Origin of the sequence: Streptomyces virginiae (assembly GCF_040638905.1) — a bacterium.
GTDB classification, from domain to species: Bacteria; Actinomycetota; Actinomycetes; order Streptomycetales; family Streptomycetaceae; genus Streptomyces; species Streptomyces virginiae_B.
The window spans coordinates 112,417-129,185 of the sequence record NZ_JBEZYV010000016.1; the positions used below are offsets into that span (position 1 = coordinate 112,417).

The following is a 16,769-nucleotide window of genomic DNA, read 5'->3' on the forward strand; positions in this document are numbered from 1 at the left end:
GCGGCCAGGGGCTGCCCGGTGGCTGCGGCCCGCAATGCGGAAGGGCGGGAGCGGCCCTTCGGCCGTCCCGCCCCTCGTTACATCTGCCCGTCGGTCAGGGCTTCCGGTGGGACGTCGCCTTGCGGGCCTCCTCGGCGGCCTCCTTGGCCTCCCACTCCGCGATGACGTCGATCGGCGGCGGCGCCTTCGCCAGGAAGACCCAGGTGAAGTACACCGCGAGCACCATCGGCGGGAGCTTCAGCGCGATCAGCACCCAGCCCAGCTGCGTCGCGTCGCCCCACCAGTACAGCGGGAAGAGGATCGCGTACTTGGCGAGGAAGATCAGCCCCCAGGCCAGGCTGGCCTTCGTGTACGCCTTCTTGCGCCCCGGGTTGCGCGTGCGCCAGGACAGGTTCTCCTTGAACACCGGGCCGAGGATCACGCCCAGCAGCGGGAAGCCCACCAGAGCCGAGACCGTGAAGGCCACGCCCAGGCCGACGCCGTAGATCATGCCCGGCAGGTAGAACCCCTTCGCGCTGCCCGTGAAGAGGGCGAAGGCCACGCCCACGCCCACGCCGAAGACGCCGCTGAAGGCGTGCTTCACCGTGTCCTTGCGCAGCAGCCGCACGATCACCAGCAGCACGGCGACCGCGCCCGCCGCGACGGCGGACATCTTCACGTCCTTGTTGACCGTGTAGATCATGACGAAGAGCAGCCCGGGGAGCATCGTCTCGACGGTGCCCCGGACACCTCCGAACGCGTCGAACAGCGCCGCCTGCGTCACGGCCTTCTGGTCCGCGGACTGCTCCGCGGGGGGCTCGGCGCCGGGCTCCGGATTGGTCGGTTTGTCGAGTGACATCGCCGGTTACTGCTCCTGTCCGAGCGGTCGGAGTTCGTACTTCGGGTTGAACAGCACCCGACGGCCGTGACTCAGCGAGATGCGCCCGGAGGCGATCATGCGTCGCCCGGGCTCGATTCCCACGATCGAGCGACGCCCGAGCCAGACCACGTCCAGTGCGCCGGAGCCGTCGAACAGCTCGGCCTCCAGAGCGGGGACGCCGGCCCTCGGGCGGAGGGTGACCGTACGCAGGGTGCCGGTCACCTTGACTATCTGGCGGTCGTCGCAGTCGCAGATCCGCGTACAGCCCGCGGCTTCTGCGTCCTCCTGCAGCTCCGCGGAATGCAGGTCCTCCTGCGAGGTCGACAGCCGCTCGATCATCCGGCGGAACCGGCCCGCCGGCCTGGCCGGCTTCGCGGGCTTCTCGGGACGCGGTTCAGCACTCATACAGGAAAGCCTACCGGCGCGCCGACTACCTCTCGAAGCGGTATCCCATGCCCGGTTCGGTGATGAAGTGCCGCGGATGCGAGGGGTCCGCCTCCAGCTTGCGCCGCAACTGGGCCATGTAGACCCGCAGGTAGTTCGTCTCGGTGCCGTACGACGGCCCCCAGACCTCCTGCAGGAGGTGCTTCTGGCTGACCAGCTTGCCGCCGTTGCGGACCAGGACCTCCAGCAGGTGCCACTCGGTGGGGGTCAGCCGTACGTCACGCCCCTCGCGCACCGCCTTCTTGGCGGCCAGGTCCACCGTGAAGCCCTCGGTCGCCACGACCACCTCGCCCTCTCCCGCACCGGCGGACGGTTCCGCCCGGCGGACGGCGGCGCGCAGCCTGGCCAGCAGCTCGTCCATGCCGAAGGGCTTGGTCACGTAGTCGTCGGCGCCCGCGTCCAGGGCCTCGACCTTCTCGTCGGAGCTGTGCCGGGCGGAGAGGACCAGGATGGGGACGCGGGTCCAGCCGCGCAGCCCCCTGATCACCTCGACCCCGTCCATGTCCGGGAGACCGAGGTCGAGGACGACCACGTCGGGGTGGCGGGCCGCCGCGAGCTCCAGGGCGCTCGCGCCGTCGGCGGCGGCGTCGACCTCGTACGTGCGTGCCTTCAGATTGATCACGAGGGCTCGGACGATCTGCGGCTCGTCGTCCACCACGAGCACCCGGGTCATTGAGGTCCTGCCTTCTGTCGCGTCCTGGTCTTCCGGTCACGGTCGTGACCGGTCTGCGATGCGTCCGCACCGGGGGTGGCGAGCCCGTCCCCGTCCCCGCGTTCGCCGGCGTCCACGGTGCCACGGGCCGGCGCGCCGCGGTGTACCGCGCGCAGGGTCAGCACCATGGTCAGCCCGCCGCCGGGGGTGTCCTCGGCGGCGATCGTGCCGTCCATGGACTCGGTGAATCCGCGGGCGACGGCCAGCCCGAGGCCCACTCCGGCGCCGCGCGGGGCGTCCCCGTACCGCTGGAAGGGGGCGAAGATGCGGTCCTTGGCGTCGTCGGGGACCCCGGGACCGCGGTCGACGACCCGCACCTCGACCCGGTCGCCGAGGCTGCTGGCCGCCACCAGCACCGGCGTCCCGGCCGGGCTGTACTTGACGGCGTTCTCGACGACGTTGGCCACGGCCCGTTCCAGCAGCCCGGGATCCACCGCCACCATCGGCAGCGACTCGGGCACGTCCAGCAGCACGCTGTCCTCCGGTACGCCGCCCAGCGCCATCGGGACGACCTCGTCGAGGTCGATCTCCCGGATCAGCGGGGTGACGGTCCCGGTCTGCAGCCGCGACAGGTCCAGCAGGTTGCCCACCAGGTGGTCGAGGCGGTCGGCGCCGTCCTCGATGCCCTCCAGCAGCTCGGCGCGGTCCGCCTCGGACCATTCGACGTCGTCGGAGCGCAGCGAGGTCACGGAGGCCTTGATGGAGGCCAGCGGCGTACGCAGGTCATGGCTGACGGCGGCCAGCAGGGCGGTCCGGATCCGGTTGCCCTCGGCCAGCCGGCGGGCCTCCTCGGCCTCGCCGACCAGTCGCTGGCGGTCCAGGACCACGGCGGCCTGGGCGGCGAAGGCCCCGAGCACCCGGCGGTCCTCGGCGGGCAGGACCCGCCCGGACAGGGCGAGCGCCATGTGGTCGCCGATCGGCATGTCCACATCGGCGTCCTCGGGGCGGGCGACCGGGCGGGGGCCGACGCTGCCGGCCCGTTTCCACAGGTCCCGGTCGTCCGCCCGTTCCAGCAGGGCCACCGACTCCATGGCGAAGGTCTCGCGCACCCGCTCCAGCAGCGCGTCCAGGGTGGTCTCGCCCCGCAGCACGCTCCCGGCGAGGAAGGAGAGGATCTCGGACTCGGCGCGCAGCCGGGCCGCCTGGTGGGTGCGCCGGGCGGCCAGGTCCACCACGGAGGCCACCGCGACGGCCACACCGAAGAAGACGGCGATGGCGACGATGTTCCTGGGGTCGGACACGGTGAAGCGGTGCAGCGGCGGGGCGAAGTAGTAGTTCAGCAGCAGTGAGCCGACGGCGGCGGAGGCCAGGGCCGGCCAGAGCCCGCCCAGCAGGGCGGCCGCCACGGTCAGCGCCAGGAACAGCAGCATGTCGTTGGCGATGCCGAGGTCCGCGGCGATGTGCGTGAGCAGGAGGCACAGCAGGACCGGGAAGACCGTGCCGACGACCCAGCCGGCCAGGATCCGGCTGCGTCCGAGGCGGGCGGCGGAGGGGGCCAGGGGCAGGCCCCGCCCCTTGGCGACCTCCTCGTGCGTGACGATGTGGACGTCGAGGTCGGGTCCCGAGTCGCGGGCCACGCTCGCGCCGACACCGGGGCCCAAGACGTACTGCCACGAGCGGCGGCGGCTGGAGCCGAGCACGATCTGGGTGGCGTTGACCCCGCGCGCGAAGGCGAGCAGGGCGTCGGGGATGTTGTCGCCGATGACATGGTGAAACGTTCCGCCGAGGTCCTCGACCAGCGTCCGCTGGACCGCGAGCTCCTTCGGCGAGGCCGCCGTCAGGCCGTCGCTGCGGGCGATGTAGACGGCGAGGATCTCGCTGCCCGAGCCCTTCGCCGCCATCCGCGAGGCGCGCCGGATCAAGGTCCGTCCCTCGGGTCCGCCGGTGAGCCCGACGACGATCCGCTCCCGCGCCTGCCAGGTCGAGCGGATGCCGTGCTCGCCCCGGTACTGCTGGAGGTACTCGTCCGCCCGGTCGGCGACCCAGAGCAGCGCCAGCTCGCGCAGGGCCGTGAGGTTGCCGGGCCGGAAGTAGTTGGAGAGGGCCGCGTCGACCTTCTCGGGCTTGTATATGTTTCCGTGCGCCATCCGCCGGCGCAGCGCCTGCGGGGACATGTCGACCAGCTCGACCTGGTCGGCCCGGCGGACGACCTCGTCGGGCACGGTCTCCCGCTGCCGCACCCCGGTGATCGACTCGACCACGTCCCCGAGCGACTCCAGGTGCTGGATGTTGACCGTCGACACGACGTCGATACCGGCTCGCAGCAGCTCCTCCACGTCCTGCCAGCGTTTGGCGTTGCGCGAGCCGGGGACGTTGGTGTGCGCGAGCTCGTCCACGAGCGCTATGGCCGGCCGGCGTTCGAGGACCGCGTCCACGTCCATCTCGGTGAAGGAGGCGCCGCGGTGGGCCAGGGTCCTGCGCTCCACCAGTTCCAGGCCGTGGAGCATGACCTCCGTACGCGGCCGCCCGTGGTGCTCGACGAAGCCGACGACGCAGTCCGCGCCCCGCTCCACCCTGCGGTGCCCCTCGGAGAGCATCGCGTAGGTCTTGCCCACACCGGGTGCCGCGCCGAGATAGATCCTGAGCCTGCCGCGTCCCATGGGCTCATTCTCGGGGACGTCCGGGCGGCGCACGCACCGATCGCGGCGGCGGGACCGATCCCTGACGGATCTCTGACGCGGGGTACGGCGCGGGTCGCAGGCGGGCGCGCGAAAGCCGGTGGGCCCCACCCCGTCGGGATGGGGCCCACCGGCCGGAAACACGACGCACCCCCTCTGCGCGGGGGCCGTCCGGGGTCAGCGGACCTCGGTGATCTCCGGGCCGCGCTCGAGCTGGCCCATGCCGCCGCCGAAGCGGGAGCCTTCCTGCTCCTCCGTCTGCACGCCGTCCGGCACCATCTGGGCGTCGTTCGGCAGCTTCAGGACGATCGGGTCGCGCGGGGCCATCGGGCCGTCGCCGCGGACGACGACGGTGTCCCGGAAGATCTGCTCCAGGACGCCCGCCGACTCGGGGCGCACCGCGCCCTGGCCGGAGATGACGCCGCGCAGGAACCAGCGCGGGCCGTCGACGCCGACGAAGCGGACCAGCTGGGCGCCGGTCTGCCCGTCCGGGAGCGGGACGGGCACCTGCGCACGCAGTTCCCAGCCCAGCGTGCCCTGGACCTCGTCGATGATGCCGCCCTGCTGGGTGATGCCCGCGGCGATCTCGTCGCGGACCTCGCCCCAGATGCCCTCCTTCTTGGGCGCGGCGAAGGCCTGCAGCTGCACGGCACTGTCGCCCAGGACCACGGTGGCGGCCACGATCGCGTCTCCGGCGACCTCGACGCGCAGTTCCATGCCGTCGACACCGGGTACGAAGATGCCGCCCAGGTCGACCCGGCCGTCGGCCGGGTTCCCGAGCACCTCGGAGATGTCCCAGGGGCCGTCCGGCCGCGGGGCCGGGGGCAGGTTGATCCGGCGCGGCGCGGCAGCGCTGTCCGACTCCTCCGCGTCGTCCTGCTCACCGGCGGCGACGCCGTCTACGACCTGCTCGGCCGCGCCGCCGTCATGGGCGGAGTCGTTCTTCTTGCGACGTCCGAACACGTCACTGTCCTTCCCGGTCGGTTACGACCGAAGCGTAGCCATTCCCACCCTGCTGACCAGCCCCGGATCCGGCCACGGCCGCATGACCGCCGGTGGAGCCGAAACCCCCCTCGGCCCGGGCCGAGCCGGGAAGTTCCGCCACCTCGTGGAAGCGCACCTTCTCGACCCGCTGGACAACCAGCTGGGCAATGCGGTCGAAACGCTCGAACCGGACGCTCTCGCGAGGGTCGAGATTGACCACGATCACCTTGATCTCTCCACGGTACCCGGCATCCACGGTCCCCGGGGCATTCACGAGCGCGAGCCCGCAGCGTGCGGCCAGACCCGACCGCGGGTGCACGAAGGCCGCGTACCCGTCGGGGAGGGCGATCGAGACCCCGGTGGGCAGCACCGCGCGCTCGCCGGGCTCCAGCACGGCGGCCTCGGTGGTCACCAGGTCGCAGCCGGCGTCACCCGGGTGCCCATACGCCGGAATGGGAACCTCCGGGTCGAGGCGGCGGATCAGCACGTCGACGTCATGGCGCGATCCGTTGTCGTTCAGGGGCATCAGGGGTTCACCTCGAAGGCGCGTGCGCGCCTGACCTGGTCCGGGTCGGCCATGGCCGCCCGGATCTCCTCGGGCCGTCCGTTGTCGGTGAAGTGGTCGACCTTCACCTCGATGAAGAGCGCGTCGGCCCGGACCGCGACCGGGCCGTCCGGCCCGCCTATCCGGCCCACGGCCGTGCAGTAGATCTTGCGACCGGCGACGGCGGTGACCTCGGCCTCCAGGTGCAGCACGGTCTCCACGGGCACCGGCCGCACGTAGTCCGTCTCCAGCCGGCCCGTCACGGCGATGACGCGCAGCAGCCAGTTCAGCGAGCCCAGCGTCTCGTCGAGTGCGGTGGCGAGCACCCCGCCGTGGGCGAGCCCGGGCGCACCCTGGTGGGCGGGCTTGACGGTGAACTCGGCGGTGACGCGCACGCCGTCACCGGCGCGGGCCTCCAGGTGCAGACCGTGCGGCTGGCTCCCGCCGCAGCCGAAGCAGTGCTCGTAGTGGGCACCGAGGAGCTCGCCGGGCGCCGGCGCGTCGGGATGCCGGACCGGTGCGGCGGCATCGGCCGGGGGCGTCAGCACTGTGTTTCGTCCACTCACAGCCGCAGACCTTACCCGCGCGGCTACCCGCCGGTCGCCTCGTGGCAGGCTTGAGCGCATGCAGCTCTCCACCGCGCACCACGACGAACGCCTGACCGCCCCTCGCTCCTGGTGGGGCATCGCCGTACTGACCGGCCTCGCGGGCGCGCTGATGCTGCTGCCCCTGGGCACGCTGCCGCTGCTGGCCGGCCTGGTCGGCGGCACCGCGCTGGCCGGACTGCTGGTGAGTTCGTACGGTTCCGCGCGCGTGCGCGTGGTGAACGGTGCGCTGGCCGTCGGCGACGCGCGGATCCCGGTGTCGGCGCTGGGCGAGCCCGAGGTCCTCGACGCCGAGGAGGCCCGCGCCTGGCGGACGTACAAGGCGGACACCCGGGCCTTCATGCTGATGCGCAGCTACGTGCCGACGGCGGTCCGCGTCGAGGTCACCGACCCCGCCGACCCGACCCCGTACGTCTACGTCTCCACCCGCGAGCCGCAGGCCCTGGTCTCGGCCCTGCGCGCGGCGCGGGCGGCCTGACGCGCCGGGCCCTCGGCGGGGGCGGCGGACGGCATCAGTCGCGCGTGAAGTACTCCGGCCCCTCAAGGGCGGCCCTGGTGGCCTCGGGAAGGGGCTCCACGGGCCGTTCCAGGGGCGGCAGGGTGCGCAGGGCCTCCCAGGCCACCGCCTGCCGGCGCAGGTCCCCACGGACCTTCTCGGCGAGTTTGCGGGTGTCGCGGCGGTTCATGACCGCTCCGACCGCCGCCCCCACCATGAACGGCATGAGGTTCGGCAGGCTGCGGATCATCCGCTTGACGATCTGCTGGCGCAGTTCGCGCTTCATCTGACCGCCGAGCGCCGCGTTCAGCGTCGTGGGCTTCGTCAGGTCGACCCCGCGCTCTTCGGTCCACGCGGTCAGGTAGGCGAACGTGCGCTCCTTGAGGCTGCCGTGCGGCCGCTGGCCGTACACCTCGTGGAGCTCCGCGATGAGCTTGAGCTCGATCGCCGCGACGCCGGTGATCTCCGCAGCCAGTTCGGCGGGCATCGCGGGCGGCACCGGCAGCATGGCTGCCGCGCCGATGCTCGCCCCGACGGTCGCCGAGGCGGCTGCGGCGCCCGAGATCAGCTTGTCGGCGAGCTGTTCGGGGCCGAGGCCGGGGAACTGCGCGCGCAGCGTCGCGAGGTCCCTGACCGGAACGCGCGGTGCGTTCTCGATGATCCTGTCGGTGATGTACAGAGCGGCGCCGCGCACGCCTTCGCCGCCCCTGCGCACACCGTTCTTGACGGCTTGCAGGCGACGTCCCCCGGGGCCGCGCCGGGATCCCTCGCCGGGCTCCGTGGCCGACGCCGCCGGGGCGGCGGCGGAGGGCACGACGAGCGCCGCACTGGCGGAGCCGCCGGGGGCTTCGGGACCCGTCTGAGGGTCCGTGGTCACCGCCTGCGTCTCCGCCGCATCACCTGGCTTTCGGAAGCGGCGCTTCCGAAAGGGTGTCGAGCCAGCCACGGCCGACGCCTCTCAGTCGCAGTCGCGACAGATCGGCTGACCGTTCTTCTCACGCGCCAGCTGGCTGCGGTGGTGCACCAGGAAGCAGCTCATGCAGGTGAACTCGTCGGCCTGCTTGGGCAGGACCCGGACGGCCAGCTCCTCGTTGGAGAGGTCCGCGCCGGGAAGCTCCAGGCTCTCGGCCGAGTCGAACTCGTCCATGTCGACGGACGAGGACGACTTCTCATTGCGTCGAGCCTTCAGCTCTTCAATGCTGTCGTTGTCGACGTCGTCGTCGGTCTTGCGCGGGGTGTCGTAGTCCGTTGCCATTGTTCGCTCTCCCCCTCTGGGTGTTAGCGGTGTCTCAGCGCACGTAACGCACGAGAGGCCGGACTTGTGCCCGACCTGAGGCGGAGATTTTGCCTCACATCAAGGTCTGTTACTCAATCGACACCCAGCCGCCCGCCTGAAGCGGCGATTGGCTGGGATGACGACCGGGACCGTACACGGTCCGGGTGCCGTCTTGCACAAACGCCACCCCGTGTATTTCCCGCCATTCGGCGGGCCGGAAACCCGGACTTCCCGGGCGTTCCGGCCGCCCCCGAGTCACCGAACGCACATGGCCGGACACCACCGACTGTGATCGATCACACAGAGGCGGATGGATTCAGCGGCCAAGTATTCAGCCAAAAGCGAACACGGGGTGAGGGTGTCACAAAGGAAGAGTGACACGCATCACGAGGCCACCGCCCTCCCGGGGCATCGCCTGGATCCTGCCGCCGTGTGCGCGCGCCACGGAGCGCGCGATCGACAGGCCCAGTCCGACACCCTTGTCGCTGCCCGTACGCTCCGTACGCAGCCGCCTGAACGGCTCGAAGAGGTTGTCCACCTCGTACGCGGGAACAACGGGACCCGTGTTCGACACCAGGAGCACCGCCTGGCCGTGCTGGGCGACCGTGGTGACCTCCACCCAGCCGTCCTCCGGCACGTTGTACCGGACGGCGTTCTGCACCAGGTTGAGAGCGATCCGCTCCAGCAGGACGCCATTGCCCTGCACGACGGCCGGCGCGCGCTCGCCGCGGAACTCCACGCCCTTGGCATCGGCCTCGCCCCGCACCTGGTCGACGGCGCGCGAGGCGACCTCCGACAGGTCCACGGGCTTGCGCTCGACGATCTGGTTCTCGCTGCGGGCCAGCAGCAGCAGACCCTCGACCAGCTGTTCGCTGCGCTCGTTGGTGGCGAGCAGGGTCTTGCCGAGCTGCTGGAGCTCCACCGGGGCACCCGGGTCGGACAGGTGCACCTCCAGCAGGGTCCGGTTGATCGCCAGCGGCGTCCGCAGCTCGTGCGAGGCGTTGGCCACGAACCGCTGCTGGGCCGTGAAGGCCCGCTCCAGCCGGTCGAGCATCTCGTCGAAGGTGTCGGCGAGCTCCTTGAGCTCGTCGTCCGGGCCGTCCAGCTCGATGCGCCGGGTCAGGTCGGATCCGACCACCCGGCGCGCGGTACGGGTGATCTTGCCCAGCGGCGAGAGCACCCGGCCGGCCATCGCGTAGCCGAAGGCGAAGGCGATGATGCTCAGGCCCAGCAGGGCCATCAGCGAGCGGCTCAGCAGGTCGTCCAGGGCGTGCCTGCGCTGTTCGAGGATGCACTGGCCGATCGCGGCGTTGAACTGGTCGGGCGTCAGTTCGAGACCCACCACTCCGGGGCAGGAACTGCTGGTGACCTTGACCTGGCCGCCGACGATCTGGAACGGCAGTGCGTTGCCCTGCCGCAGGGCCTGCGCCGCCAGCAGGTAGATGATCGACAGCAGCAGGATGCCCGCGATCAGGAACATCCCGCCGTAGAGCAGGGTGAGGCGTATCCGGATGGTCGGCCTCAGCCACGGGAAGGGACCCTCGGGCTGGCCGGGGTCCCACGTCGGTTTCGGTGGCGCCGCCGGTGGCGCCGGGGTGGTCGCCACGCGGTCAGATCCGGTATCCGGAGCCGGGCACCGTCACGATGACGGGCGGCTCGCCCAGCTTGCGGCGCAGGGTCATCACCGTCACGCGCACCACGTTGGTGAACGGGTCGGTGTTCTCGTCCCAGGCCTTCTCCAGCAGCTGCTCGGCCGAGACCACGGTCCCCTCGCTGCGCATCAGGACCTCCAGCACCGCGAACTCCTTCGGGGCCAGCTGCACCTCCTTGCCCTCGCGGAACACCTCGCGCCGGTTGGGGTCCAGCTTGATCCCGGCCCGCTCCAGTACGGGCGGCAGCGCGACGGTGGTGCGCCGGCCGAGGGCCCGCACCCGGGCGGTCAGCTCGGTGAAGGCGAAGGGCTTGGGCAGGTAGTCGTCCGCCCCGAGCTCCAGGCCCTCCACGCGGTCGCTCACGTCACCGGAGGCGGTCAGCATCAGCACGCGGGTGGGCATGCCGAGCTCGACGATCTTCCGGCACACGTCGTCGCCGTGTACGAGCGGGAGGTCCCGGTCGAGCACGACCACGTCGTAGTCGTTCACGCCGACCCGCTCCAGGGCGGCGGCGCCGTCGTACACGACGTCCACGGCCATGGCCTCCCGGCGCAGCCCGGTGGCCACCGCATCGGCGAGCAGCTGCTCGTCCTCGACGACGAGTACGCGCACGTCGTTTCCTTCCTCCGAGCCCTGAAGGGCACACCTGTATTGCGTCGTACATCCTGCACGTTTCAGCCGTAAACCGGCTGTAAGGCGGGTCAGGGAGGGGCTCCCGGGGCTGAAGTGAGGATTCCCCGGCCTTCAGAGGTTTCTGGGCCCGGGGTGCCGGGGAGGACGTGAGAACACCCCATCCACTCCCTGACGGCGGTATAGCCACGTGCCGCCGCCGACCCACGAAGAGGGGGCGAACCCATCATGGACGCATTCACCGCGGGTCTCCTGCACCGCATCAGGGCCACGCAGTCGGATCTCAGGCACGCCCGTGAGACGGGCGACGACTTCCTCGCGGAAGTGGAACAGGCGGAGCTGGAAGACCTCCAGCGCTTGGCCGCCGAGCACGGCGTCCCGGTCACGGCCGCCGTACCCGCCTGCTGACCGGGCGCCGTACCCGCCTGCTGGCCGGCCGCTGACCGGCCCTGCCCGGCAGCCGACCGGCCGCTGAGCGCCGGCTCAAGGACGACGTGGACCCCGGCCGCCCCTTCGGGCGGCCGGGGTCCACGTGCGTTGACCGCCGCCGCACTCAGTCGTGCCAGGCCCCGGCCTCTTCCAGCAGCGGCTGGAGCGAGGCGAAGACGGCCGGACTGGCGGCCAGTGCCAGCTCGCCCGAGGCCGGCTCCCCCGGGCGGCCGCCGGTCACGGCCCCCGCCTCGCGGGCGATCAGCTCGCCGGCGGCCAGGTCCCAGGGGTTCAGGCCGCGCTCGTAGTAGCCGTCCAGCCGCCCCGCGGCCACGTCGCACAGGTCCAGCGCCGCCGAGCCGCCCCGCCGGATGTCCCGCACCAGCGGGATGATCCGCTGCGCCACGTCGGCCTGGTGCGCCCGCCGGGTCTGGACGTAGGCGAAGCCGGTCCCGACCAGCGCCTGGTCCAGCGGGGCCGCCGGGCGGCAGGCGAGGCGGGCCGTGCCCAGCCAGGCGCCGCCGCCGAGGACCGCGTGGTAGACCTCCCCGCGCATCGGCGCCGCCACGACGCCGACCACGGTCTCGCCCCCGTACTCGGCGGCGATGGACACGCCCCAGCTTGGGAGCCCGTAGAGGTAGTTCACGGTGCCGTCCAGCGGGTCGACGACCCAGCGCACCCCGCTCGTCCCCGGGGTGTCCGCGCCCTCCTCGCCCAGCAGCCCGTCCTCGGGCCGCCGTTCGGCCAGGATGCCGGTGATCAGCTTCTCCGCCGCGATGTCCATCTCGGTCACCACGTCGATGGGACTGGTCTTCGTCGCCGCCACCGCCAGGTCGGCCGGCCGGCCGTCGCGCAGCAGAGCCCCGGCCTGCCGGGCGGCCTCCATGCCGACGTCCAGCAGTTCGGCCTTCAGCTCTTCGGAAATCACGGTTCCTCTTCCTCGTACGCCTCGAACGGGCCGCCCGCTAGTACGGGCTGTCCGCGCCCGCGGCCGCCGGCCGGGGGCTGCGCGCCGGGCAGCAGCCCACCGCGCACAGGTCATGGCTCTGGCCCAGCATGCCCACCCAGCACTCCTCGGCCGGCTCCCCGCGCTCCTTGGCGGCACGCTCCAGCACGAGCTCCCGTACGGCCCCGGCGAAGGACGGGTCGGCTCCGACGGTCGCCGAGCGCGCGACGGGCAGGCCCAGTTCCGCCGCCTTGGCCGTGGCCTCGGTGTCCAGGTCGTACAGGACTTCCATGTGGTCGGAGACGAAGCCGATGGGCACCATGACCACGGCGGGCGCGCCCTCGGCGTGCAGGGCCTCCAGGTGGTCGCAGATGTCCGGCTCCAGCCACGGGATGTGCGGGGCGCCGCTGCGGGACTGGTAGACGAGCTTCCAGGGACGGGCGACGCCGGTGCGCACGGCCACCTCGTCCGCGATCACCCGGGCGACGTCGAGGTGCTGCTTGACGTAAGCGCCGCCCTCGCCGCCCCCGGTGTGGTCCTCCACGGGGCCGGAGGTGTCCGCCGCGGCGGTCGGGATGGAGTGGGTGGTGAAGGCGAGGTGGGCGCCCTCGCGGACCGCCTCGGGCAGTTCGCCGAGCGCCGCCACCACGCCTTCGATCATGGGGTCCACGAAGCCGGGGTGGTTGAAGTAGTGCCGCAGCTTGTCGACCCGCGGCGGCTCCACGCCCTCCTCGGCCAGGGTGGCCAGTGCGTCCGCGAGGTTCTCGCGGTACTGCCGGCAGCCCGAGTACGAGGCGTAGGCGCTGGTCGCCAGCACGGCGATGCGGCGGCGTCCGTCGGCGGCCATCTCCCGCATCACGTCGGTCAGGTACGGGGCCCAGTTGCGGTTGCCCCAGTAGACCGGCAGGTCCAGCCCGTGCTCGGAGAAGTCCTTGCGCAGCGCGTCCAGCAGCGCGCGGTTCTGCGCGTTGATCGGGCTGACCCCGCCGAAGCCGAAGTAGTGCTGCCCGACCTCCTTGAGCCGCTCGCGCGGGATACCGCGCCCGCGCGTGACGTTCTCCAGGAAGGGCACGACGTCGTCGGGTCCCTCGGGACCGCCGAAGGACAGCAGCAGCAGGGCGTCGTACGGGGCGGCGGGCCCGCCGGCGGGCGGGGGGAGCTGGTCTGACATGCCTCGAATCCTGCCACCCGGCCCGCTCCGGAGAGAACCACCCTGTCCGCGAGGCGGACACCGATAAAGGTAAGGTGAACCTAAGTTCCGGCTCGCGGAAACTCTCCCGTGCGGTGCCCGGTCGGCCGTCGTAACCTGTACGGGCCGATCACGTCCCTTACGGAGGGCTCCCTTGCCCAGTCCCTACCGCGCGATCTTCGCGGCCCCCGGCACCAAGGGGTTCAGTGCCGCCGGCCTGATCGGCCGCCTGCCGATATCCATGGTCGGCGTCGGCATCCTGACGATGATCTCCGAGATCACCGGCCGCTACGCCATGGCGAGCGCCCTGACCGGCACCCTCGCCCTCGCCGCGGCGGTGGTCGGCCCGCAGGTGTCCCGGCTGGTGGACCAGCACGGGCAGCGGGCGGTGCTCCGCCCCGCCACGCTGATCTGCGTGGCCGCGGTCGCCGTGCTGCTGGTGGCCGCCGCGAACGGCTGGCCCGACTGGACCCTCTTCGTCTGTGCGGCCGTGGCGGGCTGCGTGCCCAGCGTCGGATCGATGGTCCGCGCCCGGTGGACCGTGATCTACCGCGACTCCCCGCGCGAACTGCACACCGCCTACTCCTTCGAGTCCGTCGTCGACGAGGTGTGCTTCATCTTCGGCCCGATCCTCGCCATCGGACTGTCCACCACCTGGTTCCCCGAGGCCGGTCCGCTGATCGCCGCCGTCTGCCTGCTCGTCGGCGTATGGCTGCTGACCGCGCAGCGGTCCACCGAGCCCGCCCCGCACCCGCGCGCGCCGGACGGGCACCGCACCTCGGCCCTGCGCTCCCCCGGCCTGCAGGTCCTGACGGCCACGTTCGTGGCGACCGGCGCGATCTTCGGCTCCATCGACGTGTCCACGCTGGCCTTCGCCGAGGAGCAGGGACAGAAGTCCGCCGCAAGCTTCATCCTGGCCATCTGGGCGGCCGGATCCTGCCTGGCGGGCATCGTCTTCGGCCTGCTCCACCTCAAGGGCCGGACAGAACTGCGCTGGGTACTGGGCGTATGCGCGATGGCCGTGAGTATGATCCCCCTCCTACTGGCCGGGAACCTTCCGTTTCTGGCCGTGGCGCTCTTCGTCTCGGGCCTCGCCATCGCTCCCACGATGATCACCACGATGGCCCTGATCGAGGCGCACGTACCACACGCGAAGCTGACCGAGGGCATGACCTGGATCAGCACCGGCCTCGCGGTCGGTATCGCGCTGGGGTCCTCCGTGACCGGCTGGGTCGTCGACGCGGCCGGCGCGCGGACGGGATACGTCGTCTCCATCTCGGCGGGGGCGGCCGCGGCGGCGGTGGCGTTCGCGGGATACCGCCGGCTGACGAGGCCGGCGCAAGGGGAGGAGCCAGCAACCGATGGGGACGGCGACAGCACGGAACAGCAGCACGGCGACCGCGTGGCGTAACTGGGCGGGCAACGTCACCGCCACGCCCACCCGCGTGGCGACCCCGGCCTCGGTCGAGGAGCTCCAGGAGACGGTCCGCAGGGCCGCCGAGGACGGGCTGCGGGTGAAGGCGGTCGGCACCGGCCACTCCTTCACCGCGGCCGCCGCGACCGACGGGGTCCTCGTACGGCCGCAGGCCCTGGCGGGGATCCGGTCGGTCGACCGCGCCGCGGGCACCGTCACGGTGGCGGCGGGCACGACCCTCAAGGACCTCAACCGGGCCCTCGCCGCGGAGGGCCTCTCGCTCACCAACATGGGCGACATCATGGAGCAGACGGTCTCCGGCGCCACCAGCACCGGCACCCACGGCACCGGCCGTGACTCGGCCTCCCTCGCCGCCCAGATCCGCGCCCTGGAGCTGGTCACGGCCGACGGCAGTGTGCTGACGTGTTCGGAGTCGGGGACCGCCGAGGAGCGCGCGGTCTTCGCGGCGGCCCGGGTGGGCATCGGCGCGCTCGGCATCGTCACCTCGATCACCTTCGCCGTGGAGCCGCTCTTCTTCCTGACCGCCCGTGAGGAGCCCATGGGCTTCGACCGGGTGGCCGCCGAGTTCGAGGAGCACTTCGCGGAGAACGAGCACTTCGAGTTCTACTGGTTCCCGCACACCGGCAACTGCAACACCAAGCGCAACAACCGCAGCCAGGGCCCCGCCGCCCCGCCCGGACCGGTGAGCGGCTGGATCGAGGACGAGCTGCTTTCCAACGGCCTCTTCCAGGCCGTGAACTCGCTGGGCCGCGCGGTCCCGGCCACCATCCCGTCCATCGCCCGCGTGGCCAGCCGCGCCCTGTCGGCGCGCACCTACACGGACATCCCGTACAAGGTGTTCACCAGTCCGCGCCGGGTGCGGTTCGTGGAGATGGAGTACGCCCTTCCGCGCGAGGCGGTGGTCGAGGCGCTGCGGGAGCTGCGGGCGATGGTCGACCGCTCCCGGCTGCGGATCAGCTTCCCCGTGGAGGTGCGGACGGCTCCGGCGGACGACATCGCGCTGTCCACGGCCTCCGGGCGCGAGACGGCCTACATCGCGGTGCACATGTACAGGGGCACCCCCTACCAGGCCTACTTCACCGCGGCCGAGCACATCTTCACCTCGCACGGCGGGCGTCCGCACTGGGGCAAGGTGCACACGCGGGACGCGGAGTACTTCTCCCGGATCTATCCCCGCTTCGGCGAGTTCACCGCGCTGCGGGACCGTCTCGACCCGGACCGGGTCTTCGGCAACGACTACCTGCGGCGCGTCCTGGGCGCCTGATCGGCGACGTCCCCGGGTCACGGAGGCGCTCGGCCTCGTCGTCGCGCCGCCGGGGCTCGGCGTCGGCGGTGCTCGGCGTCGGCGGGGCGGGGTCCGGGCTCCGGTCGCCGTGCGGACGGAAGGGGGTCGGGGAGGTCCCGGACCGGGGGTCTCGGCGCCGCCCCGCCGCTCTTCTCCCCGCCGCCCGGACGTGTCCGGGTGGGGCGGGGGGGCGGTCGGTCCGCACGCGTCGTCCTCCGACCCATCGCCGCCCCACGTGTGCCCGACCTCTCGCGCTCCTCCTCTTTCAGCAGTTGCCGACAGGTGAGCGAAGGGGATAGTTCCGTTTCGGGTGATTCTGTGAAGCCGAACACCCGGCGTCGGGCCGCGGACACAGGTGGGACCTGACAGCGGGCAGCCCAACTCCCGCCGTCCGGGGAAACTTCGGCGGCGCGGCGGTCCACCCAGGTGGCCCGAATGGAGTACTGTGGCGAGCCCTGGGGCTGTCCTTCCTTTCGGATGTCCGGACCCGGGAGAGGGGGCCGGCTGACGGAAAGCGGCACTCGAAGACCGGCGATGCCGCGGCATGGCACGGATCCTGCTGCGCACAGTAACCGTCCGGTCACTGTGCGTGCTCAACAGGTAACCGTGCCATAACGGCGATCAAGGGCGCATGCCCGACACGCCGGTTTAACACGGCAAGGTTG

17 protein-coding genes are annotated in these 16,769 nt (G+C 72.0%); 4 read left to right on the top strand and 13 right to left on the bottom strand.

Annotated features, from left to right (window positions below; translation table 11 throughout):
- Positions 1 to 94: 94 nt before the first annotated feature.
- From AB0F82_RS22500 to AB0F82_RS22530, 7 genes are all read right to left on the bottom strand, one after another.
- Positions 95 to 838, bottom strand: coding sequence for a DUF3159 domain-containing protein (locus AB0F82_RS22500; protein ID WP_362630569.1), 744 nt, complete (start codon positions 836 to 838; stop codon positions 95 to 97).
- A 6-nt stretch (positions 839 to 844) separates the two neighbouring features.
- Positions 845 to 1,264 (bottom strand): OB-fold nucleic acid binding domain-containing protein, encoded by a 420-nt coding sequence (locus tag AB0F82_RS22505; protein WP_136229447.1) that lies wholly within the window; start codon positions 1,262 to 1,264, stop codon positions 845 to 847.
- Positions 1,265 to 1,289: 25 nt separating this feature from the next.
- On the bottom strand, positions 1,290 to 1,976 hold the full coding sequence (locus tag AB0F82_RS22510) for a response regulator (RefSeq protein ID WP_362630573.1): 687 nt from the start codon (positions 1,974 to 1,976) through the stop codon (positions 1,290 to 1,292).
- Positions 1,973 to 4,615 carry a sensor histidine kinase KdpD gene (locus AB0F82_RS22515; protein ID WP_362630576.1) on the bottom strand — a complete coding sequence of 881 codons (2,643 nt, stop codon included), beginning with the start codon at positions 4,613 to 4,615 and terminating at the stop codon, positions 1,973 to 1,975. The genes AB0F82_RS22510 and AB0F82_RS22515 overlap by 4 nt, the downstream gene beginning before the upstream one ends.
- Positions 4,616 to 4,810: 195 nt before the next feature.
- On the bottom strand, positions 4,811 to 5,596 hold the full coding sequence (locus AB0F82_RS22520) for a DUF3710 domain-containing protein (RefSeq protein WP_356811656.1): 786 nt from the start codon (positions 5,594 to 5,596) through the stop codon (positions 4,811 to 4,813).
- 1 nt (position 5,597) lies between these two features.
- On the bottom strand, positions 5,598 to 6,143 hold the full coding sequence (dut, locus tag AB0F82_RS22525; RefSeq protein ID WP_362630579.1) for a dUTP diphosphatase: 546 nt from the start codon (positions 6,141 to 6,143) through the stop codon (positions 5,598 to 5,600).
- Positions 6,143 to 6,727 carry a PaaI family thioesterase gene (locus tag AB0F82_RS22530; RefSeq protein WP_362630582.1) on the bottom strand — a complete coding sequence of 195 codons (585 nt, stop codon included), beginning with the start codon at positions 6,725 to 6,727 and terminating at the stop codon, positions 6,143 to 6,145. Before AB0F82_RS22530 ends, dut begins: the two co-directional genes overlap by 1 nt.
- A 58-nt stretch (positions 6,728 to 6,785) precedes the next feature.
- On the opposite strand from AB0F82_RS22530, the gene AB0F82_RS22535 reads away from it, so the two are divergent.
- Entirely contained in the window at positions 6,786 to 7,244 is a 459-nt protein-coding gene (locus AB0F82_RS22535) for a DUF3093 domain-containing protein (RefSeq protein WP_356811653.1), read from the top strand.
- A gap of 34 nt (positions 7,245 to 7,278) precedes the next feature.
- Here the strand turns inward: AB0F82_RS22535 and AB0F82_RS22540 are convergent, their stop codons facing one another.
- From AB0F82_RS22540 to AB0F82_RS22555, 4 genes are all read right to left on the bottom strand, one after another.
- On the bottom strand, positions 7,279 to 8,208 hold the full coding sequence (locus AB0F82_RS22540; protein ID WP_362630585.1) for a hypothetical protein: 930 nt from the start codon (positions 8,206 to 8,208) through the stop codon (positions 7,279 to 7,281).
- A gap of 12 nt (positions 8,209 to 8,220) precedes the next feature.
- Positions 8,221 to 8,517 (bottom strand): DUF4193 domain-containing protein, encoded by a 297-nt coding sequence (locus AB0F82_RS22545; RefSeq protein ID WP_030036261.1) that lies wholly within the window; start codon positions 8,515 to 8,517, stop codon positions 8,221 to 8,223.
- 382 nt (positions 8,518 to 8,899) lie between these two features.
- Positions 8,900 to 10,144, bottom strand: coding sequence for a sensor histidine kinase (locus AB0F82_RS22550; RefSeq protein WP_356811651.1), 1,245 nt, complete (start codon positions 10,142 to 10,144; stop codon positions 8,900 to 8,902).
- Positions 10,145 to 10,148: 4 nt separating this feature from the next.
- On the bottom strand, positions 10,149 to 10,802 hold the full coding sequence (locus tag AB0F82_RS22555; protein ID WP_030008767.1) for a response regulator transcription factor: 654 nt from the start codon (positions 10,800 to 10,802) through the stop codon (positions 10,149 to 10,151).
- Positions 10,803 to 11,048: 246 nt separating this feature from the next.
- On the opposite strand from AB0F82_RS22555, the gene AB0F82_RS22560 reads away from it, so the two are divergent.
- Positions 11,049 to 11,228 (top strand): hypothetical protein, encoded by a 180-nt coding sequence (locus AB0F82_RS22560; protein WP_030821464.1) that lies wholly within the window; start codon positions 11,049 to 11,051, stop codon positions 11,226 to 11,228.
- Between the two features lie 145 nt (positions 11,229 to 11,373).
- Here AB0F82_RS22560 and AB0F82_RS22565 read toward each other — a convergent pair whose 3' ends face one another.
- The gene (locus AB0F82_RS22565) at positions 11,374 to 12,135 is read right to left on the bottom strand and encodes an inositol monophosphatase family protein (protein ID WP_362630667.1); all 762 of its coding nucleotides are present in this window, start codon (positions 12,133 to 12,135) and stop codon (positions 11,374 to 11,376) included.
- Positions 12,136 to 12,214: 79 nt separating this feature from the next.
- Positions 12,215 to 13,366, bottom strand: coding sequence for a ferrochelatase (locus AB0F82_RS22570; protein ID WP_362630591.1), 1,152 nt, complete (start codon positions 13,364 to 13,366; stop codon positions 12,215 to 12,217).
- 172 nt (positions 13,367 to 13,538) lie between these two features.
- On the opposite strand from AB0F82_RS22570, the gene AB0F82_RS22575 reads away from it, so the two are divergent.
- Positions 13,539 to 14,795, top strand: coding sequence for an MFS transporter (locus tag AB0F82_RS22575; protein WP_356814478.1), 1,257 nt, complete (start codon positions 13,539 to 13,541; stop codon positions 14,793 to 14,795).
- Positions 14,746 to 16,083: a D-arabinono-1,4-lactone oxidase gene (locus tag AB0F82_RS22580; RefSeq protein WP_362630595.1), complete on the top strand. Its 1,338-nt coding sequence runs from the start codon at positions 14,746 to 14,748 to the stop codon at positions 16,081 to 16,083. Before AB0F82_RS22575 ends, AB0F82_RS22580 begins: the two co-directional genes overlap by 50 nt.
- Positions 16,084 to 16,769 lie beyond the last annotated feature (686 nt).